General features: G+C 53.5%; 15 protein-coding genes. 8 read left to right on the forward strand and 7 right to left on the reverse strand.

Translation table 11 applies throughout. The features are described from left to right. A partial coding sequence (locus P8N76_05400) for a M81 family metallopeptidase (protein ID MDG2381088.1) occupies positions 1–1,450 on the reverse strand: 1,450 nt, incomplete at its 3' end. Between the two features lie 78 nt (positions 1,451–1,528). Further along, entirely contained in the window at positions 1,529–1,717 is a 189-nt protein-coding gene (locus P8N76_05405; protein ID MDG2381089.1) for a hypothetical protein, read from the reverse strand. A 463-nt stretch (positions 1,718–2,180) separates the two neighbouring features. Between P8N76_05405 and P8N76_05410 the strand changes: the two genes are divergently transcribed. The 4 genes from P8N76_05410 (at position 2,181) to P8N76_05425 (ending at position 7,825) form a co-directional block, all read left to right on the forward strand. Continuing rightward, positions 2,181–2,966: a hypothetical protein gene (locus P8N76_05410; protein MDG2381090.1), complete on the forward strand. Its 786-nt coding sequence runs from the start codon at positions 2,181–2,183 to the stop codon at positions 2,964–2,966. Positions 2,967–3,066: 100 nt separating this feature from the next. Beyond that, positions 3,067–3,285, forward strand: coding sequence for a hypothetical protein (locus P8N76_05415; GenBank protein MDG2381091.1), 219 nt, complete (start codon positions 3,067–3,069; stop codon positions 3,283–3,285). 587 nt (positions 3,286–3,872) lie between these two features. Continuing rightward, positions 3,873–6,428, forward strand: coding sequence for a DUF1592 domain-containing protein (locus tag P8N76_05420; protein MDG2381092.1), 2,556 nt, complete (start codon positions 3,873–3,875; stop codon positions 6,426–6,428). A gap of 5 nt (positions 6,429–6,433) precedes the next feature. Next, positions 6,434–7,825: a DUF1552 domain-containing protein gene (locus tag P8N76_05425; GenBank protein MDG2381093.1), complete on the forward strand. Its 1,392-nt coding sequence runs from the start codon at positions 6,434–6,436 to the stop codon at positions 7,823–7,825. Between the two features lie 200 nt (positions 7,826–8,025). On the opposite strand, the gene P8N76_05430 is transcribed toward P8N76_05425, so the two are convergent. Continuing rightward, the gene (locus P8N76_05430; protein MDG2381094.1) at positions 8,026–8,829 is read right to left on the reverse strand and encodes a DUF1643 domain-containing protein; all 804 of its coding nucleotides are present in this window, start codon (positions 8,827–8,829) and stop codon (positions 8,026–8,028) included. Between the two features lie 57 nt (positions 8,830–8,886). Here P8N76_05430 and P8N76_05435 point away from each other — a divergent pair, with 57 nt between their 5' ends. After that, positions 8,887–9,429 carry a hypothetical protein gene (locus P8N76_05435; protein MDG2381095.1) on the forward strand — a complete coding sequence of 181 codons (543 nt, stop codon included), beginning with the start codon at positions 8,887–8,889 and terminating at the stop codon, positions 9,427–9,429. A gap of 68 nt (positions 9,430–9,497) precedes the next feature. Here P8N76_05435 and P8N76_05440 read toward each other — a convergent pair whose 3' ends face one another. The 4 genes from P8N76_05440 to P8N76_05455 form a co-directional block, all read right to left on the reverse strand. Next, on the reverse strand, positions 9,498–11,108 hold the full coding sequence (locus tag P8N76_05440) for a sulfatase (protein ID MDG2381096.1): 1,611 nt from the start codon (positions 11,106–11,108) through the stop codon (positions 9,498–9,500). A 127-nt stretch (positions 11,109–11,235) separates the two neighbouring features. Beyond that, entirely contained in the window at positions 11,236–13,926 is a 2,691-nt protein-coding gene (locus P8N76_05445) for a DUF1592 domain-containing protein (GenBank protein ID MDG2381097.1), read from the reverse strand. A gap of 94 nt (positions 13,927–14,020) precedes the next feature. After that, the gene (locus tag P8N76_05450; protein ID MDG2381098.1) at positions 14,021–15,322 is read right to left on the reverse strand and encodes a DUF1552 domain-containing protein; all 1,302 of its coding nucleotides are present in this window, start codon (positions 15,320–15,322) and stop codon (positions 14,021–14,023) included. A gap of 204 nt (positions 15,323–15,526) precedes the next feature. Further along, entirely contained in the window at positions 15,527–20,026 is a 4,500-nt protein-coding gene (locus tag P8N76_05455) for a HEAT repeat domain-containing protein (protein MDG2381099.1), read from the reverse strand. A 1,577-nt stretch (positions 20,027–21,603) separates the two neighbouring features. Here P8N76_05455 and P8N76_05460 point away from each other — a divergent pair. From P8N76_05460 to P8N76_05470, 3 genes are all read left to right on the forward strand, one after another. Then, a complete protein-coding gene (locus tag P8N76_05460; protein ID MDG2381100.1) occupies positions 21,604–22,710 on the forward strand; it encodes a DUF1559 domain-containing protein in 1,107 nt (368 codons plus the stop codon). Then, complete coding sequence (locus P8N76_05465; GenBank protein ID MDG2381101.1) at positions 22,697–23,842, forward strand: hypothetical protein; 1,146 nt, start codon at positions 22,697–22,699, stop codon at positions 23,840–23,842. Before P8N76_05460 ends, P8N76_05465 begins: the two co-directional genes overlap by 14 nt. A 160-nt stretch (positions 23,843–24,002) precedes the next feature. Next, positions 24,003–24,365 (forward strand): hypothetical protein, encoded by a 363-nt coding sequence (locus P8N76_05470; protein MDG2381102.1) that lies wholly within the window; start codon positions 24,003–24,005, stop codon positions 24,363–24,365. Positions 24,366–24,646 lie beyond the last annotated feature (281 nt).

The following is a 24,646-nucleotide window of genomic DNA, read 5'->3' on the forward strand; positions in this document are numbered from 1 at the left end:
GATCAAGTGGAAAAAAGGGTCGCTGAAGACGCGAGAATGGCAGATGGCGGAGCGTTGCGGGCGTTGGTCCAGGTGTGTCGAGCACGAAGACTTTTGCGGATGGCCAGACCATTTGGTAATTCATCGGGTTTTTGACAACCACAAACTTGGTGTGGGTGGTGTCAATTCCCAGTGAGGCAAGTTGCTCACCACACCATTCATAAGTCGGATGAGTGGCAATGCCGATTTCAAGGTAGTCGCTGCGGAGAACCGCAGACGGTCCCATGGCTCCGAAGCGACCGTCCCAGATGCCACCCTGATATTGGAACTGGCCGTCGGTGAGTTTTACGATATGCCCTTTCACTTCGATGGGATCTCCCCATCGTGGGTCAATTTGATGACCAAGGTTGAGTTGGACCTCCGCTCCCCTGCCCGCTTGGTGACAAAGTTTTGCCGCGGACGGATCGACAATCGTTGCAACGCTCGAATAATTCCGGCCAAAGCTTTGTAGCGCTCGGATGGACGCGATGCTGTCGCCAGCCGCGCCACCCCCGCAGCAGTCGGCCGTTTCCACAAGTAATACTTGGCCATCGACTCGGAGTCCTGCCTGGATCGCAGCTTGCGGAGTGAGCAGGTCAGGTTCGAGTTCGAATCGCCGTTCCCAATATTCGGTAGCCAGCTGTGTGGCTAGACGAACGGCTCGATCCATGTCGCCATGGGTGATCACAATACCGCCGCCGCCCATTTCCGGAAGATCGAGATAGGGATGAACGAGAATCGCGCCTGCAGAGTACACATCGCCGTTACGCTCCCATGTTTTCGCACGATGCATGATGGATGCGAAAGGTCCTGGTTGTTCTGTGCCACCGTGAATCGCACTCACCATCACCGGGGCTTTGGCCATCGCCATGGTTGGAACGAGTTTTCCGTCAAGCATGTCGATCAGTGTCTGGGCGCCCCGTTGTCCGGTTTCAAAGGCGTCGCGGTGCGGGTAGGTCTCCCATGCGAGCAACGCATCTGCATAGGTCATCATCGTTTGAGTGATGTGAGCGTGCAGATCCAGTGTCGCGACAACAGGCGTTTCGGATCCAACGAGTTGCCGCACAGCGACCAACAGATCGCCTTCCAGATCACCAGCGTTTTCAGCGGATGCTGCGCCGTGCAACCCCAACAGCACACCCTCCACCGGAAGAGAGATTTTCAGCCGGGCAAGTAGTTGCGTCTTCAGTTCCGTATAGCAGTCAGCCGTAACCGGTCCGCTGGGACATCCACTGGCAACAAGCAGAGGCACAGTACTTCGTTCGGCCTTCTGCAAAACATTGAACATACCACCGATGACTCCATCGGTGACGTTCGTCACCTCATCGTCGAAGAGCAACTCGGAACGTCGAAAGGTGTCGAGGTCTGCCGCAGCTCCACCAAAGTGATTGCACTCAATGAAGATCGAACCCACTGCAATTGGACGTGACATGTTGATTCCGCCAACTCGTTTGTAAGAGGATTGTTTAACGGTTGGGTCCGGATTTCGTGTGCGCTTCGTGGCTTACGTTCAGGCCATGATATCGTGAGCGGCCTTGTCGTACACGTCGGTCAGTCGAAAGTCAGAATAAGGATGGAATAAGAGTCGGAGTGTCATCGAGGCACGGGGCATGATCAAGATGACATCCTGCTCGAAATCAATCACTTCAGCAGAAAACAGCTTGACATCCGCTCGAAATAGGCTTACTTTGCAATGCAAAGTGAAATGCCGGTGGGGCCCTTTGGCTGATGACGAAGATTCAATTTTGACGGATCCGAGGCACTGAAGGTCGAGATGCAATGGAAGGTCGACCTGTTTTGAAATCAATTACCAAAGTCCAATTTCCCAACGTTGAGGAGTTGAAAAAATTAGATTCATCGCTTCCACGATCACTGCACCGATTCTGTTTACCTTCGTTATTCTCACATCATTAGATGCGGTTGCTCAACCAAACTCGCCCAAAAAAGACAAACCGTTAACTTGGCAGGATTTGGGATACGGCAAAACACCCGAGGGTTTTTCGTCTGACGAGATTCCCCTCTTCAATGGGCTCAATGAATCCCGAGGCACTTGGGCTTTTAGCGGGCAAAGCAGAAATGGTGAAGCTTCAATACGGTTGGAAGGCAAGCTGCAGATCATGGGCAATCCCAAAGCCGGAATGCTTCCATTTTGGAAATTGGCCATGCGCTGGACCGCTGATGGTCAGGAGTTCATCAGCAACTACAACATCATGGCATCGCCGCAAAAAACCAAGTTTGACCTGTTACTGGTTCAAAATGGACCTGTAAAAGTTTCCGAGGTGGTGAAAACCCAACTCAAAATGAAGCCCAGGATGTTTCGGGGGACGTGGAATTTGAAAACGAGAACGATTACTTGGACGAAATCAGACTTGCCCGCAAGATTTGGCGGCCAGCCGGTGGAGAAGGACTCTTCAAAACCAAGACAAACATTCGAAATGGTTGTTGCCGCCGATGGGCAGATCGCGATTCGGAACATCAAACCCGCGTCTCAAGGGCAATGGGTAAGCGGCAAGGCAAACGACCGCATAGGCGAGGCGCCTGCGGAAGCAGACATCCTGATCGGCAAGCACAGTTTCAAGACGGTGGCAGAAATAACGGATCGTCGGATCAAGCCCTTCCTACCACCCCAAGCGACCGAAATCTCGTTGCTGAGCGGGCGAGGTGGTCATTTTGCACGCTACAAGGTATCGGAAGCAGACTTTAAAAAGTTTCTGGATCAGCAGTGGGAAGCCAAGAAAGAGAGTTCGGCTCACCAACGCGATCAGATGGCTGGCGAAGGCGAGTCGGCCAATCGGCAGCAAATGGTCAGACGATTCAAGGCAGCGGGATGGGAACCTCTCGATAACGCCATTACGTATTACAGTCCCTCCAAGCCAAGTGGTGCCATGACCACCTACTACTATGATCGGAAGGCTGGCATTGCCTATCACGACAGGGGCTACTGGTAATTTCGCCGACTCGGTTCACCAATCGGGTCGTGGCGCATCACGGTGCGACAGCCACAGCAAGAGTTACCAACCCGCTGGCCAATTCAGGAAGCACGAGGCGATGAGAAAACCTAGTGTGAATCTGTCGTGCAAGAAATGTGGGAAGACCGACATCCATGATGATGCATTCAATGTGCCTCAGGGTGGTTTCCTATGTAAGTCATGTTATCGTGCATTTCAAATCAAGTCAGCCGGCATTGGCATTCTGATTGCAGTCGTCGGGTTATTCCTGAGCATGTTGATCATTGCTGCTGTGACCCTTTGGTGGATGCTTGCCTAACCACACCAAATGACAACTCAAAGCGACCCCACGAAACGGTGTTCTTGAACGCAAACATGAACGGTGGAGAATTTGGTCTGGAGCGACTGCAGACGAGAAAACCGTGCTGGAAGCTGGGAGGAGTGGGACCGATATGCATGATCTCCCGAACTGTTCCGTGCCAACCATCCTCGACGTCGGCTGCCCGGTCCAGGCGAACTTTCCTGTTGAATTGAGGGCGAGTAACCGCTTCCAGGTCGGCGGGCTCCACAGACTATCCATGGAAGCGGGTGGTCCATGCTTGGTGGGGTTGTGTATCGCAGGATTTACAAGCTTTCGTGCAATTCGTGACGACTCAGATTGCGGGATGCAATCTGAGTGAGTGACACGATGAAAATGATGTAAAATCGGAAAGCGTTCGAAAACCGACTTTTCTCCAGTTCGATGCCGTTGGCCCCTGCAGGTGCGTATTGCGAAAAACCGCTGATAAATCTTCAGGAGCGTTCCGAAAGGAGGCTTCCTCAGATATTCAAGCTACTCGGTGGCGCCAACGGTATGGCAAGGTTCGATCTGATCGAGCAGAGCGAATGATGAGGTGGAGTCGGGCGATGGTTTGCTACCTGTTGGTATCGTTGTCTCCGCTATTCGCTTTTGGGGCTTCGCCGATTGCGGCAGGCACGGATGGTTACGATGCTCGTGTGAGGCCGTTTCTTACAGTGCACTGCATCAAGTGTCACGGCCCGGACCAGAGCAAGGGTGAGCTGACACTCCACACATTAGATGGCGATCTAATGTCGGGGCGGGGGCTTGAGCGGTGGGAGGATGTGTTGGATGCGTTGAAGTTGGGGGAAATGCCGCCGGAGGGCGAACCTCAGCTGGGGCAGGCTGAACGTCAGGCACTGATTGACTGGATTGACAATGGCCTTCGCACTTACGTCGAAAAAGCAAGCATGGAGGCGCCGGTCACGACGGCGCGACGGCTCACCAATTTTGAGTACGAGAACACCATGCGGGATCTTCTGGGCATTGACCTTCATCTCATCGGAGATCTCCCTCAAGATCCGGTTAAACCTTACCACTTCAACAACACGGCCGAGTTCATGCTGCTCGGGCCTGAACAGATCGATCGATATCTTGAGGTGGCCCGCCGCGCGATGTCGAGCGCGATCGTCGATCCGGAGAAACCTGAAACCTACAAGTCTCGACAGGAGTGGGATTCCGGTGAATTCAAAAACGGCTTCGCCAAAAATCTTCCACGCAATGAGATCGCCATCCAGAACTCGCGTCGTGGCAGTCCGGGCGCTGGCATGGTCATCAAGGAATTTCCCCGGACGGGTGAATTCCTGATCCGTTTTCAAGCTTCGGCTGTCTTTCCCAATGGATCCAGGGAGCTCCCACTCCGCTTTGTGATGGGCTACAACCTCAACATCAATAGCTCAACCCAGCAGGTCAGCCCAGTCGGTGTCGTGCACCTGCGTAACGCACCCACGAACCCGCAAATCTACGAACTGCGCGGGCGGATTGAAAATTATCCTATCCAGTTAGGGAAGGTGCACAAAGGCAAACTTCGACCGGACACGTTGACGATTACCCCCCAGAACCTTTACGACGACGGCACGCTCAACGACGACAACCGATTTCTCTACTGGCCACGTCAGCCAGAGATGCCACGTGCCGTGATCGACTGGATTGAATTTGAAGCTCCGATTACTCACGTCTGGCCTCCCGAGCATCATCAGCGCATTCTTTTCGAATCACCCTTGCGTCAAAGTGATCCCAGCAAATACGTCCGGGCAGTCCTCTCGCGTTTCATGTCGCGCGCCTACCGGCGTCCGGCTACCACCGAGGAAGTGAATCGATTCTTGAAGGTTTACGAGTTGTTGAAACCGGAGTTGGGTACCATCGAAGCCACCCTGCGCGAGACGCTCGCTATGGTGTTAGTGACACCCCAATTTCTGCTTCACACGAAAGCTGATGGCGAAGTCATCGCTCCTGAGTTCGAACGAGTCTCCGCACTCTCCTACTTTCTTTGGGGCAGCATGCCGGATCCGGAGCTATTGGAACTCGCTTCGACGGGCGAGCTCAAGGATCCCGAGTTACTCGCCAAGCAGGTGCGTCGCATGCTGGCTGATCCACGCTCGAATGATTTCGTTTCAAACTTTACGAACCAATGGCTTAGTTTGCCGAAAATGAAAACCGTCCCGATCAACCGGGACCTCTTTCCTCGATTCCTTTATTACGTGGAAGCTGGAGAACGCGCCGGCACCGAAAAACCGTATATTCCGACAATCCGCGACCACATGATTGATGAAACCGTCGGTTTCATGGCCGAGCTCATACGCCGCAATGCGAGCGTGACCAATCTCGTGGATTCCGATTTTGCCATGCTCAATCAGCCACTCGCGGCTCACTACGGCGTCGAGGGCGTGGAGGGTCATCGTATCCGACCCGTTTCGATCCAACCCGATCAGCACCTCGGCGGCCTGTTGACTCAGGGGTCCGTGCTCATTGGTAATGGCACCGGGTCCGCGCCCCATCCGATCTACCGCGCCGTTTGGTTGCGCGAAGCGATCCTTGGCGAGAAGGTAAAAGCACCGCCTGCGGAAGTTCCCGCACTCACGGACTCGGCGGGTGACTCCGCCGGCCAGGCTCTGACCATGCAGAAATTGTTGGCCAAACATCGCACTAACGAAAGTTGTAATGACTGCCACGTCCGTCTTGACCCCTGGGGCATCCCCTTCGAGCGTTACAACGCCATCGGCAAGTATCAGCCCTTTGTACCCCCAGAAGGGAGTCGTGTTCGTGGATTTGATAAAAAGCAGGACAGCGACCTGGCTGGCTATGCCCAGTACCTTGAGAGTGTCAACACGCAGGAAGTGCAAGCAGCGACTCGGGTCCCGCACGGCCCTCATGTCGATGGCCTGCCAGAGCTCAAAGCTCATCTGCTCAAGGCCCGCAAGCAGGACATCGCTGAGAATGTCATTCGTCGCTTGCTGACCTATGCCATCGGCCGCGAACTTAACTACCGAGACCGCTACGATGTCGAAAGAATTATCTCCCGATCCAAAGAAAACGATTTTCTTTTCCAGGACATGATTGTGGACATCTGCCAAAGCTCCACCTTTCGAGGCGTAACCAGCAACATCAAGAAACGCAAAAAGTAAAAATAATGAAATGCAAATCCTGGCATCTCGATCGGCGCGAACTTCTCAAGGGTGGAGGTGTCGCACTCGCTCTCCCGCTACTCAACAGCATGGGCAAGACCCGAGGTGACACGGCGGATGCAACCGGAGAGGGTGCGATGCCCAAACGGATGTTGGTGAGTTACTTTGCTTACGGTGCCTATATGCCAGACGGACCGTCGGGTGTTCCCGTCCCGCAAAAGAAAGATCCGAAACAGGAGCACCACGAGTGGAGCTGGTGGCCCTGCAAGGATGCGGGTCCACTGAGCTTTAACAAATCCTCCGTTCCTTTTGCGGCTCTCAAAAACGACATCTCTTATCTGCGTGGACTTGACCACGCCGGCGGTTGGAAGCTTGGTGGCCACAGTTCTGGCGACGTCTTTGCGACCGGCGCCGACATGACAGGGGCGGAAAAAACCAACAACATCTCGATCGACCAAGTTGCTGCCCAACAACATGGCCATAAAACTCGCTACTCATCACTCGTGCTCGGTACAGAAGGCGGCACCGGATCATATGGCGCCTGCAAAACGCTCTCACATCGAGGCCCGGGACGGCCTATTCCATCTCTGCACAAGCCCCAGGAAATCTTTAACCGACTGTTCAATCCTTACGCTGGCAAGGGGGTTGATCAAGTGCGTGCTGGACTAGCACGCGACGCCAGTATTCTCGACCTCGTACTTGAACACAGCCGCAGCTTTAAAAACCAACTCGGCAGAGAAGACCAGAGCAAGGTGGATGAATATCTGGAGTCAATCCGTGCCTTGGAACAACGTGTTGAACGCACCAGCGAGTGGACCCATCAACCTCTTCCCAACATAGACACCAAAGGGTTGAACCTGGAAGTCTCCCACAAAGAGCCAGAGGAATACATTCGCTGCATGTATGACTTGATCTACCTCGCCTTCCGGACCGACTCGACTCGCTTCGCCACGCTAATGCTCGAAAGCGAACAATCATCCAATAGCGAAATGTGGAACTATGCCACTTATGTCCTCGGCTACAAAGGTGCCACCCATGACATTGCCCACAAACGTCCGGCTGACTACTCCGGCCAGTGGGACCAATGGCGCGCGCAACAACATGCGTACTTTCTCCATCGGCTGCGAGACACGCCGGAAGGCGATGGCAACATGTTAGATTGCACCCTTGTCCTGTGGGGATCGGCTCACCCGCACGCGTCCCACAGCACCAAGAACTACCCAATTCAACTGGCCGGAGGTAACCACCTCGGATTCAAGCATGGCTATCTGCACGAGTTTGTCGGTGCGAAGAAGGTCCCGCTGACCAACCTGTTTGTCTCGATGCTGAATGCCGTAGATGTTCCCGTCAGAAAATTTGCGGATAGTACGCGATCAATGACCGAGGTGCGGGGGTGACGATTCTGAATTTGGTTTGATCAACAACGGTAAGCCAGCGGAATCAAGGAGATGTTGTAGCTGAAAGATGCGGAAAAATTGATTTCTGGCGAATTACCGAACGGGGACTTCGACGAGAAAGCGATCAAAAGGATCGATGCGACTGACGCGCCGTAATGTGGTGGCATGGTTGACTACGAACTAATCGATCTGCTTCGACGCTACCCGTCGAACTGCCGAATCATCTGATCCACCCAATGCCGCTGCTGCTTGTGTAGTGATGGCAGTGGATGGCGGTATTTCTTCGTCGTATCGGGCTCGAGCAGGCCCATGACTTTTTTCTCCCGGGGTAGCCTTGATACGCAGCGTTCAATCAACGGAGACAGCTTGTCGCTGATGCCCCAGGCCAAAACCAATGGCGTTTTTCTGCTGTTGGAAAGTTTCAGCGACAATTCATCTGCTCTGGCATCTGAGAAGATCGAGTGCGCCTCGAATTTTTCTTCCTGCTCCAAACGCTCAAATGTCTTGATGAATTCCGCACTTTTCGGGCTGCGGATATCAGAAAGGTTTAGCACTCGAACATGCTGCCATTTCCGAAAGTGCATCAATCGCATCACCTGGTACTGCGTGGTGTCAGGTCGGGTCGGGACTAGCGAAATCTGTAAATTGCGAATCCTTTTCGCACGAACTCGATGATTGACTTCGACCAGCGGTTTTGACGAACCAGGGTTCATCATGATGAAGATGGCGTCGGGTTGGAACGCCAACAATTCGGTGTGATCTACGGGTGTATGGTCGTGGCTGGCGATCTCCAAAACGCTTCGGCACTCGACGAGCTCTTTGGAAGGGAGTTCGACGGTGTAGAAGTGACCAAAGATCCCGAATTTCTGCTTCAAGTCTTTAGCAGGAATGAATGGTTGCATGGCTGATTTCTTTGCTGGCTTTTTGACGGTCTTCGTCTTCGTTGTTTTCTTTTTCGCGTTTGTAGCCGATTTCCGTCCGCTTTGGCGTCCGTTCTTGGTCATGGCGATCCTCCCGCGTCAATTCTACCGGTCACGGCCCAAGGCCGGTAGAATGAGAGCATGAGCCTCGAACAAGACTTCCAAGCCCAACGCTTCGCCAACGGCTACGAGTTGGTCGATGGCGTTGCCATGCACGCCAAAAACCCTGACAACTTCCAGATTCCGCACTCGGTTTTAAAGAAACACGTCGGTGTTGGGCATTTCGTCGAAATCCGGATCGACTCACCCAGGTTTTCAGTCCACGATGATGCCGTGGAGAAATGCTTTTGCCCGACTTGCAACGGCGAGGCTACCAAGCCGATCCTGAGCCACGATCATCCGGCTTCACTGCTGCCGTTGCCAAACCAGGACGTACCGTCTCGAGGCTGGGGCGAGGACTTTTGGGTGCAGATCACTGATCGCGACGGCGACTGGTTCAACGGTGTCGTGGATAACCCTTTGTACGAAGCCCGCCTTCACGAGCTTGCCTTGGGCGATTCGATCTGCTTCCATCAAGACCACATTCTGGCAGTCCACGGCAGTCATCGGCAAGAGATCGTGCTGGGGATGGATGCCGATGACTTAAAGACGTTGGCGCAGTGGCTCGGTGATCAGCGAAGGTGAAACCTGGGAAATCAGGGTATCACCGTCACCCCTGGAACTCCTGCCGATATTGTCGGCGAATGGTTGAATCATTGGAGGTCTCGCTGACTGTCCACATAGGGCGGTCGGTCGAAAGTGTCGGTAAGACGCGGATCGGCAGTCTCCTGAAGGACCGACATCAGACGTTTTGACAACGCCGCTTTGGTCTTTGTGTAGGAATTGTCATTTGCCACATTCTTTAGCTGTGCGCGATCGCGACGCAGGTCGTAAAGCTCTTCACTTGGTCGGAGGTTCAATGTCAGATCGAACAGTGGGCGCACCTCCAACTCGTCGCGATGCGTGATCAGCCAAGCCTTCGTGAGGCTCGCATCGAGATCGGACATTGTGATCGTCGTATGCTGCTGAAGCTGTTCGTAGGTCGGTGCGCTGTCAATATCCAGGCCTCTTGGGTCGCCCATCGGCCAACGCTGTGGCTTAAAGTTGCGGATATACAAGAAATCGGTCGTTCGTATCGCACGCATCGGGTACGGCAGATCGCCCTCTCGGGCGGAGTGGACATGCAATTCTCGACCCACAATTACGTGGTCTCGTTGCGGATCGACCCAGCCGTTGACATCGCTGGTTAACTGCTTTTTGAAGCTTCGTCCGTCCATGTTGGCAGGGACGTCGACATTTGTCAGTTCCAATAGCGTTGGCCCAATGTCCATCACGCTGACGAAGTCTTCGACATGACGACCTTTCATGATTAGTTTCGGATAACGCACCATCAAAGGCGCTCGAATTGCTAGGTCATAACAATTCGTTTTTCCGCGCGGGACACCCGGGATACCGTGATCACCGGAGACGATGATAATGGTGTTGTTGAGTTGCCCACTCGATTCGAGTTCATCGAGCATCACTCCGAGCATGGCGTCCAGTGCCTGGATTTCACCGAGGTAGTCGGAGAAATCACGACGGATGTCTGCGACATCGGGCAGAAACTTTGGAATCAATCCTTTGAGGCGATCCGGGTCGAGGTTCCAAAGATGCTTGCCTGAGTCTGGCGTGTAGGGGCGATGAGCGTTAATCGATCCATAAACAAAGAAAAATGGCTTTCCGTTCGGGCATCCTGCTAACACACGTTGCATCTCGCTGCGAGGGTGATCCAGTACCAGTTCCCGCCGTTTCAACTTTTCCGTGTCGTTGTCTGCAGTGCCGACGAAGAGACCGTATCGTTGATATTCGACTTTTGGCAGCTTGCGCGCTTTGGCGCCTAGCGGGCTCGGATCAAACGCGAACGTTTTCAAGCTTTTGCGAACGTAGTATCCGTCCTCGCGCAGCAGATTGACGAATTTGGGAAGCGTATGAAACGGGTTTTGGTATCCTTTCCAATTGCTCGCTTTGCCATTCAGGAATGCGCCGCTTCCGCAATTCCAGAAGTAACGTCCCGTCGCTAGCGATGCCCGGCATGGTCCGCATGAGGCAACCGGCACAAACGCATTTCGAAACAGAACGCCCTCGTTTGCAATCCGATCGATGTTGGGTGTCTCGAGTAAATCGTTCAAGGAAGCAATTTCGGGATCGGAGTAGACGCTCGCATAACGTCCCCAATCGTCTGCGAAAAAAAACAGGATATTGGGTCGTTCTGCAGCGCTGGTTGTTGGGGAGCCAAATAAGCGGCCAATTAATAGCGCTAAAAATATGAATTTGAAGTTTGTCATTTTGGCTTCAAAGCGTGAGGAACGTTGAGGGAATCCGTTTCCAGATCGCATAAGCTTAATTTGTCGCGTCCGTTCAAGTTTTGAAAATGATTGCGGGTTGGCAGTGCATCAGCAGCGGGCCAAGCCGTTACTTTGTTCGAAACGCTTCACTTTGAACGAGCGAGTGAACGAACTCGCTAACGGCAAATTGTTTGCTCCGCGCTGAATTGGCAATTTCGTTAGCCAAGTCCGCATCGGTGAATCCAAAGGGACGACCTAAAGCGTACTCGATCAGGTGCTGGGTGAATCCTCGTGCGAAATCTTCTTCGCGCTCTGCGATGAGTTCTCGCAATTCGTGGTAGTCGCCAAAGACGGGGCCCTGGTGGAAAGCTCCTGAGACGTCAATCTCCCAACTCTTTCCTTTTTTGGCTCTCTGCTTTTTCGCGACGGCGGGTTGGTAACTGTCGGTTGTGCGCCATTTTCCAGCAGCGTTGAAGTTTTCCAAGCCGAAACCAATCGGATCGATTTTTCGGTGGCAACTTGCGCATTGAGCTTCTGCCTGGTGGGTAAGAAGTCGCTCGCGTGTGGTGAGGAGCTGATCTTTGAGGCGTGAGAGCTGCGGGACGTTCGGCGGCGCGGGGGGGGGTGGATCGTTCAGCAGATAACGCAGCACCCAGGCTCCGCGTTCTACCGGGCTACTTACAACGCCGTCGCTGCCCATGGCATGAATGGCAGCCATGCCCAGTAAGCCACCACGAACTGAATCGGCAGGTAGCTTGATTTTTCGAAATGCGTCGCCGGTGACGCCGTCGATGCCATAGTAGTTAGCGAGCAGTCCGTTGATGAAGACGTAGTCGCTCTTCAGAAGCTTGTCGAGCCGGTTATCTTCCCCGCCGCGAAGCAGGTGGGCGAACGATTGATAAACCTCTTCCCGCGCAGCGGCGCGAACGTTTTCATCGAAATCGCGATGCAGATTTGCGTCGAACTGAAAAAAGTCCAGCCGCTCCATGTTGAGCCACTGATGCACGAAGCCGGAGACGAATTCATCCGAGCTTGAATCAGCGATCAGCCGATTCACCTGTTCGCGGAGAACTCTCGGCCGATGTAACTCATTTCGTTCCGCGAGATCCAGTAGTTGCCGATCTGGCGGAGCGCTCCAGAGGAAGTAGGCCAGACGCACGGCGAGTTCGTGGTCGTTGAGTTCGCGCCGCTCGGTTTCGTTGCCGGGTTCGTTGAGATAGAGAAAACCCGGCGAGGCGAGAATCACGCTGAGTGGCGTGCGGATGGCGACGTCGAAGGGATCGCCCGCTTTTCGCCGCACTTCAAAGATCGCCAGGAGTTTGTCGATGAAGGTTTCTTCAGGTTTTTCACCGCGAAAGGCGGCGTTGGTGAATTCGGTAAAGATAGCGCGAGCGCGTTCCGCTTCCGAACCGTCACGTGATGGATGTCTGCTGAGAATCGTCCGAAGCGGCGAAGGTGTTCCGTCTTCGGGCTGCGGACCCTCCAGTTCAATCCAGTCAATCCAGATGGCCGGGTCAGTGCCATAGCCGTTGTTTCGCTTGTCGCGATTATAAGCATTCCGAAGACTCTTTGTATTTGTCGGTTGCCGTTCCTGAATGCCAAATTCACGCTGGGTATGAGCGCTGATCTCCAGTTGAGTCTCCACGATTTCTGGTTGTCTGATCGTCCCGGTGATCTGGTGGCTGCTGAGAGGAAAACCCGCAAATCCAGCCCGCACGCCGTTGCGGCGTTGGGGGTGTCCGATCTCGATGAAGTGACGGGATGACGGGGAGCCTTCCACCACTCCGGCGCGCACCCGCATGATATAGGTTCCGGACGGAAGCTTCTTTGGCGGTGGTGAAATGTCGAAGCGGCAGACTCCCCAGGCGAGTTTCAAGTACGCGCCTCGATCGTTGTGAGGGAGTGCGGCGTAATGCTTGAAGTAGGGGTATTTTCGAAGATATCCACCCTGATGGCTGAATGCGGCTCGTTGTGCATCCCTGAAACCGAAATCCTTCGGATCGGGAGTCCCCTCCAGTAAATTTGCGTAGTAATAAAATCGAGTCGGGTTGTTGATTCGAGGGGTTGTTTTGCTTAGCTCCGCGATCTTTGCCAGATTCTCGGGAGTTGCTGCAGCCTTATCCACGCCCGCTTTCCAGCGCATAAAACGCTCGTGCTCCTCCTCCATGTTTTTTATTTGTCGTTCGTTTCCGACGTTGACGGTCTCTTCCGGCTCGAATCGAAATAGCATCGGCTTTCGTCCAGCAGTCGTTCGTCGCTCGAACACTTCATCAATCGCGATGCGTCCCAGCTTTAGGTATTTTTCGAACTGGTCGCTGGAGAGAAAGAGTGACGCACCGGTCGTATCGAACGTCCCGGAGCCACCGTCGGCGGGAAGAGATTCGACATTGACATACACGCCCAGCAGATGTCGTATCGTGTTGCGGTACTCACGCCGGTTGAGCCGTCGCATCGTGATCTTGCCGCCTGAATCTGCCAGGACCTGACGCGCGATGACCATGGTTCGAGCCAGATCATCAAGGAAATCCGTCTTCTCTGTATTGCCAGGCTGCTCGGAATCCTCCGGCGGCATTTCACCGGCATTCAGCGCGTTGAGCACCTTCTGCCAGAGTTCCGCTTGCTCGATGGTGGCGATGCGGAATGGCAGTTTTTCCAAATCGACGTTTCCTTCTCGCGTCTCGGAGTCGTGACAGTCGAGGCAGTGTGATTTGAAGAAGGCCCGGTGTTTTTCCGGAAGACGTGCTTCGGGCGGAGTAGCTCGCGCGAAGGCACAAAGGTACAAAGTTGCAATGCAAGTTGTGTAGGTAATTCGCGCCATACTGTTATTCCGTAGTTATCGTTGTAGCTGCGCCCGCCAGAGCGTGGACCGTCGTCTGGAGACGGCAGCTACATTCAACTTCTTATTCGCAGTGCTACGCCTTCAGTTCCTTCACAATGCCAGTGCTGTCGCCATGTCGTTCGGCGTTCATGCCAATTCCCTGCAGCATCGTTAGCCATACATTGCTCAGTGGCGTATCCTTTGGCAGGACCAGGTGCTGCCCCAGCTTCAGATTCGCTCCACCGCCTGTGAGGACCGTTGGGCAGTTGTCGAGGAAGTGAATCGAACGAATATTGGAGCCGTAAGCCAACGCCACATGATCGAACAGACTTGAACCGTCGACCTCTTTTGTTGCTTTGAGCCTGTCGATCAAACCGGCGACCAATTCGCTCTGAACTTCGTCGCGTTTCTTTGACGCCTCCATCCGCTGACCGGGTGAGTAGTGGCTCATATTGTGAGGAGCCACGTCGAGATCTAAACTTGTCAGCAGATTTTTGACAGGCTGGCGATAGGTCATTACCCGAGTGCTGTCAGTCTGCAGAGCGGCGACGATCAGGTCATACATGACTTTGATCTCTTCTCGCCCTTTCAATCCTGGCTCGGGTTCGTCGATCGGCGGTTTTGCCTTGGGAACTTCCAGCCATTCTTTGTCCTTACTCAGTCGCGTCTCGATATCGCGAATGCCTTGGAAATACTCGCCGAGTTTGTCCTTGTCCGTTTTCGTCAAACCACGCTGCACACGCCGAGCTTCCGTGAGAACTGCATCCAGCACACTGCGTTGTTCGGCCATCGCCGCCTGGCGTTGTTCCAGTGGCAGATTATCGGCAGAGAACAATTTATGAAACACCTCGACAGGCGTGTTGAAACCAGCCACTGGTTTTCCGTACTGATCCCAAGCCAGTGACAGCCCCGGTCCATGACCGGATGCACTCGCATCAGTGCTGCCAAGCTGCACCGACGCATAACGTGTGTGTTGGCCAAGTTGCCGAGCCGCGACCTGATCGGCGGAGATGCTGTTGGACATACTTTGCCCCGGAGCGGCAAAGCGATTTGCCCCTGTTAACCAGAACGTACTGCCCCAATGCGCTTCGTTGCTGAATTGGTTCGAGCAACCCTGCACGACGGTGATGTCTTCTTTGTGTCGTGAAAGTGGCTTGAGGCCCTCAGGCAGGTCGTAGTCGGCCCCGGTTTGTTCGAGAGCGGGAAACCAGGTTTCCTGCGTCACGCCAAACCCGAAGCCGAGAAAGACCAAGCGTTTGGGCGGTGTCGCAGTTGCAGTCTGCGCTGCCCCAGCGGAGCGACGGAATCCGATCGACTCGAGCGTTGGTAACGCAACCAGCGCTCCCGCTCCGCGAAGAAAATGACGACGATGAAGACCCTTGAATTGTGTGTTCATGGCAAAAGATCTGGAGATCATGGCTTGGCGTCTAAGCAGCCTGATTTCGTACCTTCCGGTTTACTCTGCGTAAATTAAAAATGAATCCAGTCCCTTTTTCTTTCCGATGATTGACTTGCCGTTTGAGCTCCGCAGTAGCGCCTGGGCTCGCTCAAAGTTGGTCAGAAGAGGATGGCCGTATGAGCTTTTTCACGCGCGTCGCTACTACTTGGATTGTACCTCGAAATGATGCAGCACGTTCTTGAGCAGTTTGCTCATGGATTCGTCATGATAAACGCCCCAAGAAGTCGCGATCGATCCTGTATGGAACAGGCGACCGCCTTCAGGACGTTCCCAGTAGATGATTTCAGCGATTGTTTGGTCGTTGCCAGTGCGCGGTTTATGGCCTTCCGCGTTGTAGTCAATGACCCGCCGCTCGTCGTTGCTACTAGCGACGGTGACAATTCCCTTAGGTTCGATTAGTCCTTTGATGACGGAATCTGCCGTCGCCCGTTGCAGCGTTGATAACCGAACGTCGAACTCGTGTCCCACCGCGCCCACTCCCTCCTCAATAAATCCAAATACATCACCCTTCTCGAGTCCGACCTGATGAGGCTGGTTGAAAAGGAAATGGTCTGGTTGGTCAACGTGATAAGGCTTGAACGCGCCGCCCCAACCGATGCATGTGAGTCCGATCACCTTCCAGGCAGGATAGCCGCAGAAACGCATTAAACTGCCGCGTTGGAAATCGTGACTGTGATAGAGTTCACCCACTTGGGCGAGCCGCCGCCCGCCGATTCCCGTTCCGTACTTGCGGCACTCCATGAATTCGCCCGTTTCGTCAAATGTCACCCGCCAGAACATCGTGTTGCCCGACAAGACAACCGCATCGCCACCCGCTTTGAGGTAACGGTCGAGTCCGTGATAGGCGCGGGCCGACCAGTACTCGCTGTGTCCATTGATGACAACGGCTTGATAGTCGCGCAGTACCTCGGGGTTCCGGTCCAGGTCGCGGTCGGTGATTACGTCGTAATCGTACCCGTGTTGGTCAAGCCAGAGATGCAAAAAACGCTCGCCACGCATGAGATGGCTGTAGGACTGGTTGATGTAGGTTTTGTTCGGACCAGCCGCAGGCCAAGGTAGCTTCAACCCGATCTTATAAGTGGGTTGGCCATGGCGATGATCTCGGTAGCAGCTGTAGGCGGGAGCGCCGGGATGACTGGTAGCCAGTCCTTGCGTGTCCATTTGGGTGAGGCCTGGTTGCTGATTGATCGGGAAAGGCGCCGAGTTGTAAGCGAGCCACGTGTTGGAAGAAACGAGTACCAGTAATGGCGCTTTGGGGCGAGAGACGGGGCGCCGCACGATGAAAGTTGTGAAGTAACGCATTGGTTTGCCATCGACCTCGAGATCGAAACGACCCGCATAGATTCCGGATTTGGCGTCCGTGTCGATGCCGAATTTGTGGCTGATGTCCCAACGTGCATTGTACAGTTCGTCTGATGCGAGTCGTAGTCCGTGGCCCCGTTTCGGATCTTTCGTCGGATCGTACTCGGTATCGTGTCGTCCAATGGCGGCCGCGTCAAAGCTTGGCCCACCGATCATCCATGTGCCTCGGTTGATGATCTGACCATGCCTTCCGTCGACACCCGAATCGGCGACGCGGGTGCCGCGTTCTTCGCTGAACGGCCAGCACGCAAGCACGGCATTACCTTTTGGGATGGTCGTCCCGCGATCGGCAAATCGATTTTTGATTTGATTTAGGTCAATCGCTTGGTCATAGAGGGCTACCATGGCAATATCGCCATTATAAAAATTTTCTGCAGCGCCCTTGCTGCCGTAGGCGCCGATCCTGAGCGCCGTCTTTCCAGGCCGAACGACACCATTAAATGGGAATTCGCCCGCCAGTTTTCCATCGATGAAAATACGTTTCACCTTTCCGTCCCAGGTTCCCACAACGTGATGCCAACGTTGAGGCTTGATCAGGTCTGGTTTAGTTTGATGAAGAGACGAATTATTGAGCTCACCCCCATCGTCCGTGATAAACGCGATCCGACCCTCGCTGATGAACAGTCCAATCCCGCTATGTTCAGGATAATCATGTTGAGTGATCAAGCCTTGCCAACCGCTGATCGCGAAGGGACGGATCCAACATTCCAGGGTCAGTTGGGTCAGCCGTCTATCATTGGGCAAGCCGCCTGCGACATGCACGTACGACCCAGGATGGATCGGCTGTGTCTTAGGCTCTTCGACGCGAAATGTTTTGAGCACCGGATCTTTGTCGCGGTTCTTAGGTTCGGATCCAAGTTTCACAATGCTTAACTTGTAGGGGACGCTACTGCTGACCCGGAATTCGATGTCTTCGCCCGCGGCAATGCTCTTCTGGGCATAGGCATGCAGGCCTGGCAGAGTGATCGCGTGATGGGGTGGGATGTTGTTTTTGATTGAATCCGCTTCGATTGAAGCAGGCTCCGTCGCGGGCTTCGACTCCTTGAGATAAGCCACGAGGTCGACGATTTCTTCGGGTTTCAACAGTTGGTCAATCCCGTCGGGCATCAATGAGACGCTCGAGTATCTCGCCTCTTCGATTTTCCGAAACGCGATCGGTTGCACAACTCCTGCTGCCGACGAAAGGAATATCTTGTCAACCGTTTCCTTCACGGGTAGTCCGGATAGTGTCCTTCCATCCTTCGTCAGGATGTTCACCACTTCGTGGTAACGAGCAATGGATGCGCTGGGAAAAACAATCGCTTCCAGCAGATCCATCTCATTGCGAATGGCGCCGATTCTTGTCAAGTCCGGACCCAAGCGAGTGCCCTGTTCGCCTTTGATGTGACAGATGGTGCATTTTGATTTCTCTTGATTGTTGAACAATCTTGCGCCTCGCTGTGCGTCACCTTTTGGCAAAAATGCTGCAAGCTCCTCGAGGCGTTCTTTTTGTCGTGCGACCTGATCGGGTTCAGGTTTCGGGGATTCGGCGAGTTGGATTTCAGGGAAGGCATCTGCTGTAACAGTTCGTCGATCAGTTTTCTGCATGAGCCGAACCTGTTTTCCGACGGGATGGGCTGCAGGCAGGAGTTTCGTCTGCCCAATCTCATAGATCGCATAGATCAGGGCATGTCGCAAGAATGGATCCAGCTCATTCGAATAGGAATTCAACAGTGGCTCGACGGCTTCGTTGTTACCAATCCTGCCGAGGGCCATGGCTGTCAATCGGCGAAGTTGCGGATTATCGTCCGAGAGCAACTCGATGAGTGGCTTAAACGCATCGCGATCTCGCCACAGGCCCACACTTTGGATCGCTGTTGCGCGCACGTCAGAGTTTTCATGACTCAAGAATCGTCTAACCGCTCTGCGCGCTCGCTGACTTGGGATTCGATGCAGCGACCAAATCGCCGGAATCTGAGCACTGGCTGTCGAGAGGGCATCGATATTTTTTGGTTCAGCCAGAACATCAATGGCGCGTTGAACAACGGTGGGTCGCTGATCCGAAAGCCAACTGACTTGAGGGTGATTCCAATCGAGTTCAAGACCGCGAGGGTCTGCGGACTGATGCGAACCGCTCTTCTGAATTCGATAGATTGCACCCAGAATATCGGGCTTGGCAATTTTAGAAGTTGGACAACAGATCATGTACCAACTGCCCGTGTCGGCAACCAGGAGGCTACCATCAGCATCTTCGATCACATCGGTTGGATGGAAATCGCTTTGATTGCTTTCAAGAAAGGTGCTCGATTCGGCATCGTAGGATGATCCCGACCGAGCAAGTCGGTGCCTCGATACGCGTCGCGTGTTGAATTCCGTACAGACGAGATCTCCTTTTAAACCTAATGCGTGATCTCGTGGCATCACCATGCCCGAAGGTGCCGCAGGTCCTAACTGGGTCAGTATTGGCAGCAAGTCTCCTGTGTTGGGATGCGGAGCGAGCACGCGGTCATGGTTCCTACCGTACGTTCCGCCGTACACGGCATGCAGAATGCCATCGCGTCTTCCCGGTTGGGAAAGGTCAAAGAACGTGCCGCTGAGAAATCGTTCACCCGTGTCACTGAATGCCAAGCCAACGGGGTTATTCATCCCGCCGGTAATAACCATCTCCAGTTGATTACCGTCTGGACGAGCTCGATAGATATGAGCGGCCCGTGTGCTGATCGTTTTGCCATTGCTCAGTTCGTGCTCCTGGGGTGCGAATGCTCCCTTGCACCAGTAGAAAAAACCATCGGGTCCGCGATAAGGACCGTGCATGTCATTGCCGCACCTTTCGATCGAACCGCCATCGAACCATACGGTGCGTTCATCTGCCACATGGTCGCCGTCTGAATCACGGAATTTCCAGATGTGTGGCGGTGCTCCGATGTAGACCGCACCGTCGTGAACGAGAATGCCCTCGGGGAAAGGTAACTTCTCGGCGAACACCGTTGACTCATCAAAGATCCCGTCTCCGTCGCGATCGACTAATCTTAATATCCGATGTTGCGGATCCTTGAGTTGAGCCGGTGCGCTCTCCGTGTTGCCAGAACTGTCGGTCACATAGAGAACTCCATCCACGTCGCTAAACATGTGAATGGGCCGTTGTACGAGCGGCGGTGCGGCGACACGCTGCAGTTCATATCCCTCTGGAATCGTGAACGTGTGAGGGGCGAGCGAAACGGTATCTGCACCCTCTGTAGTCCGTCCGTTACAAAAAATGGCAAGGACGACGCAAACGTAAAATCGATTGTTTCTTGGCATGTGACGCAGTCAGGTTTTGGGTGAAGGACACGAGAAGCAAACCGCTTCTTGCGGGTACTCGTCGCAATGGACGCTGGTATGTCAGGTGACTCCTCGTTATACACTGTTTACTGTAAGGACACTCATGTTTGAATCGATCGCTTATCAGATAGCTGATCAAGTCGAATATTTTGTCTTGAGTGAAGCAATTGGGCGAACCGTTTGACATCCCGTTTGACATCCCGTTTGGCATCCCGTTTGGCAGGGGTGAAGTCTTGGAAACAAGCCGTTGCTCGATCGAGTTGCAAAAGCTCGTCACTTGTTGGCTGGTGGTCCGTCAGCGAGAACGGGCGTTTTTACGGTTCTTCCGCGAAGCACGGGCGAATTCTGGAATGTCCGTGATCTTTCTCTTCATTCCTGCTCTCAGACTCGCCTTGAATTGGCTGCGACCTTGGCTGATGATTTAAGTTGCGCCAGGCCTGGATTCCGTTGCCGTGTTGAAACGTCGGCTGAATAACTTGAGCTCAGGCGTGAAACTCACATCGGTCGCGGGTCGACTTATAGGTCAATCTGATTGTGGGCAGCGAGCTGAAGAATCGATGTTCCGCACTCGGCGGGTCGATGCTTCGTGCGATAAGCGGTCGGGGCCATTTCGGTGTGGCGTTGGAAGATCGAATGCATGCTGATCTTGGTGCTGAATCCGATCTTCGCGCTAATTAATTTTTATGAGTTCGTTGCTTTTTACGACCGATCAACTTTGACCCGCGAAACGATTCGGCCTCGTCTCCAGCGTTGGCTGCCGACGTTGAAAATCGCAAAGGGCTGATTGTTAATTGTGAAGTATTGATGAAGGTCAGCAAATTGGGTTCGTGACGTTCAAGGAATGCGTTAGTAGGGTTGAAATGCCGGTTGACGATTTTGACGGCCCGACCTAAAATCATATTGACCTTGGCCGCGTTTTTTTTTGCATCAGTTCTCCTGGTTGGAACGCTGGAATGCCCTTACATCGGAATCCTGTCGGCCTTCTTGTACTCTGGGCTTTTGCCAGTGTCTCGGTACTTGGTCACGGATTGCACTTTCTTCCGACCGCCAACCATCTCGCGGCACCCTCGCACGGGTGTGATCATTGTCACGATCACGGTTCAGCGCCTGGAACGAAAGCTGATACGACGTCGGGTCACGATTGTCCAATTTGTTCCTTCCTGGCTCAGGCTCAATTTCAAACGGAATTTTTCTTTGAGCAGCCTCTCGCCTACAGCTGCGAGCTGTTCGACGATCGCCAGCCTCTGTGTTTGGCGCATCCACTCGTCGCGTTGCATCTCGCTCGCGCACCGCCCATCGCAGCCTGATGCTGCCGTGTGGTAAGTATACGGATCGTCGGCTCGTGGATTGAATTCACTTGAGCGAGTGTTCTGTCGATTGCTTCGCGTGTAGCAACCTCATTCGTATGCATACTCGATTCTAGGTGCGCTTCGCTCGTTGCGCCTCGTGCTGCGTGGCCGACCATCCACTTGGTACTCCTGCGGCGAGCTGAAGCGCGCCTGATATCGAATGCTCACCGCGGTGGAAATGTATTACGATTCTCAAGTTGAAAGACCATGAAAACTAAATTCAAAAGCCGCTGTTCTCGGGCGTTTACGCTTGTGGAGTTGCTGGTTGTTATCGCTATCATTAGCATTCTGACATTGCTGTTGCTGCCAGCTGTCAATGCAGCTCGGGAAGCGGCACGAAATACTCAATGTAAGAACAATATCCGTCAGTTGGCGCTGGCTGTTGTGAACTACGAAGGTGCGCATCGGCGTTTTCCAGTGTCGCAAACGGCCAGCGGTAAGCCAAATCCTGACGGCGAATGTCAAGGAGGCTTTTATAGTTGGCACGCCAGGATTCTCCCTTTCATTGAAGCACAGAGTGTGTTTGAGCAAATTGACTTCAGTACCGACTTGGCAGACGAGTGTAACGATGGAGATCATGGACTAATTAGTGCCTCCCATCCACACGCTCGCATTGCCACGACCAAGATTGATACGTTTCTTTGCCCGTCCGACGGCTTTAATCTGAGCCACTTCGAAATCATGGGAATCGACACGGCTCCCGACAACTACGCAGGGAATGCTGGGTGGCCTTCGCTTGCCACCGGCTACCGAGGAGAGCGAAAGACGCCGGCAAAATACAATGGCTTGATCAATATTGTGAATCCGCGTCAGAAGAGCGAATTTCAGCCGAAACGAGCTGTACGTGTCCAGCAAGTCGTTGATGGCTTGTCGAAGACTGCGTGCGTGGCCGAGCGTCTGATACAACGAGGCACGACTCAGCAAAGCGTTTTGAACGGTTCAGAAAAGACGCTGTCGTATCATTTGACCGAACGTCCTCGAAGTCTGGCCGAAATGGCCAGGCGATGTGGCCCCGAACATACGCATGCTGATCTTTCCAACTCGGCGTACCTTGGCCGAAGTTGGCTTTCCGGTTGGGCTCCGACCGGCCCGACGTACATGCACGTCAAACAGCCGAATACCAATTCTTGCCATTTTAGTCATAGTTTTAGTACTGGCGATTTTATCGTGACTCCCACGAGTAACCATTCGGGCGGTGTGAATGTTGCCTTTGCGGATGGACACGTCCGTTTCGTCGCGGACGATGTGAAGTCAAATATCTGGTGGGCGATGGGAAGTCGAAACGGAAAAGAATCGATCAATGAAGAATTTTAGAGCAGAAACACTTTGTCTATGCTATTGGCTACGACTCCTAGCAGTGACCACAGCGTTGGTTGGGGCTCTAGTGGTGACTGAGCAGGCCAACGCCCAATTCGGCCATTCCGATGTCGATTTTGGATTGGATGGTAACCGCCTAATTACAAACCAACGAGTTTACGAGTCGTTTTTTCCAACGTTCGGTATTTCCAAACATTATTCGTCAAACCCTGGTTTTGCAGCCGAGTCGGATGGGCTGGGTACGATCGGATCGCGCCAGGAAGTTGTTTATGACGTTTTGGATCGATTGTTTTTTTGGGACGGACTTCAGTTTGATTCCCCGGATGAAGAAGTTCGGATTCGTGTTGAAAACAATCCCCCGGGATCCAGTTCAACGTTCATTGATGGCGCGAGCGATGTGCAGCTTGGGTCGATTGATCCACCCATCAATCGAATTGGTGCTGCTTCGAACGGGGGTGAAGTTCATTCGCATGTAAGCTTTTTTCTCGAAGCTGGTGAGGATGATCCACCCGTTGGCGCTTATGGCTTACAAGTCGCGATTTCGACTGATAGCGAAGAGATCGTCGATTCCGAACCGATCTTCATTGTGTTTAATCTAGGTCTTGATTCTTCCGCGTTCGAAGAAAGTCTTTCCGTCTATGAGGGTATTCTTGACACACCGGGTATCGTCGGTGACTTCGATTCGAGCGGGATTCTCGATGCGGTCGATATTGATCTCCTGACTGATGCCATTCTCGGGAATTCAACCGATCTAAAATTTGACGTTAATTTCGACGGTGGTGTCGACTACGGCGACCGGCGCGAATGGGTCGAAGTCCTGCGGGGGACTTACTTCGGCGACACCAATCTTGACGGGGAATTCTCCAGTACTGACCTCGTAGCGGTATTCCAGCTGGGTGAATACGAAGATGGAATTGCCGCCAATTCGACGTGGTCCGCAGGCGACTGGAATGGAGATCGTGATGTTGACTCGGCTGATCTTGTAATCGCATTTCAGGCCGGCGGTTACGAACAGGGGCCGCGCCCTAGCCTCGCGGTACCGGAACCTACCGGGCTGCATTCGCTGCTTTTGATTGCAATGGCGATCCTCACGAATGTGCGTCACCGTCGAATTAAACGAAGCCTCTGACATTATCTCTACATCAAGCTCAGACACCGCTTTTTTGATCTGTTGACTCTTCCTCGGGCCAATGCACGATCGGAACGTGTCATGCCCGGTGTGAAGTTGGTATCCTACGCCCTTGGTTTTTTACCGTTACCAAGTGTTTTCGGGTGAGGATTCGAGCGCTATGAAGTTAATCATTGAAGCTGAGGTGACGCTGTTACAGGTCCAGATGCAGGAAAGCGAAATCGTGCTATCGTACGAAGGTGATGTGGGTAAGTACGGTCACGTGTTCTTTACTCATCACCTGATTCCATCAAATGCAGAAGAAACGAAGGGCCGTTTAACCGGATTTGCGCGAACAATTCTTGCAGACGGTGGCTCGGTTCGAGGCACCTTGTCAGGAATCTGGCGCCGCGAGGGATCGAAGTTTCGCGTGCACAGTCTGGATGATGTGATCGGCTTGCCTGATCAGAACTATGTTGATATCAGTTTTGACATCCTGACGAAGCGTGGCTCGGTGCGTTTGTTCTCTGTCCTCGATGATTGATTGACATCGATCACGGGTTCAACGTCTCAAGAAGATTCGCGACTGCCAAATGCGATCCAAGTGGAAACACGATTCGTCGTGAACGAATTGTCTTGAGTCGAAAGCGATACCTACTTGGGAACTTCCCCTCTTCATTCACGCCAAAGTGCACCTCCGACTCAAAACAAACAAGGTGCGTGAGGATAGACTGACGTTCTTCGCTTGTTTCTTACACACGCAGATCGGTTTTGTTGCTCGATACCGTGATGGAACTCGTTTGAAATCGGCGGATGCGAATACAG

It is taken from the genome of Pirellulaceae bacterium (assembly GCA_029243025.1).
Taxonomy (GTDB): domain Bacteria; phylum Planctomycetota; class Planctomycetia; order Pirellulales; family Pirellulaceae.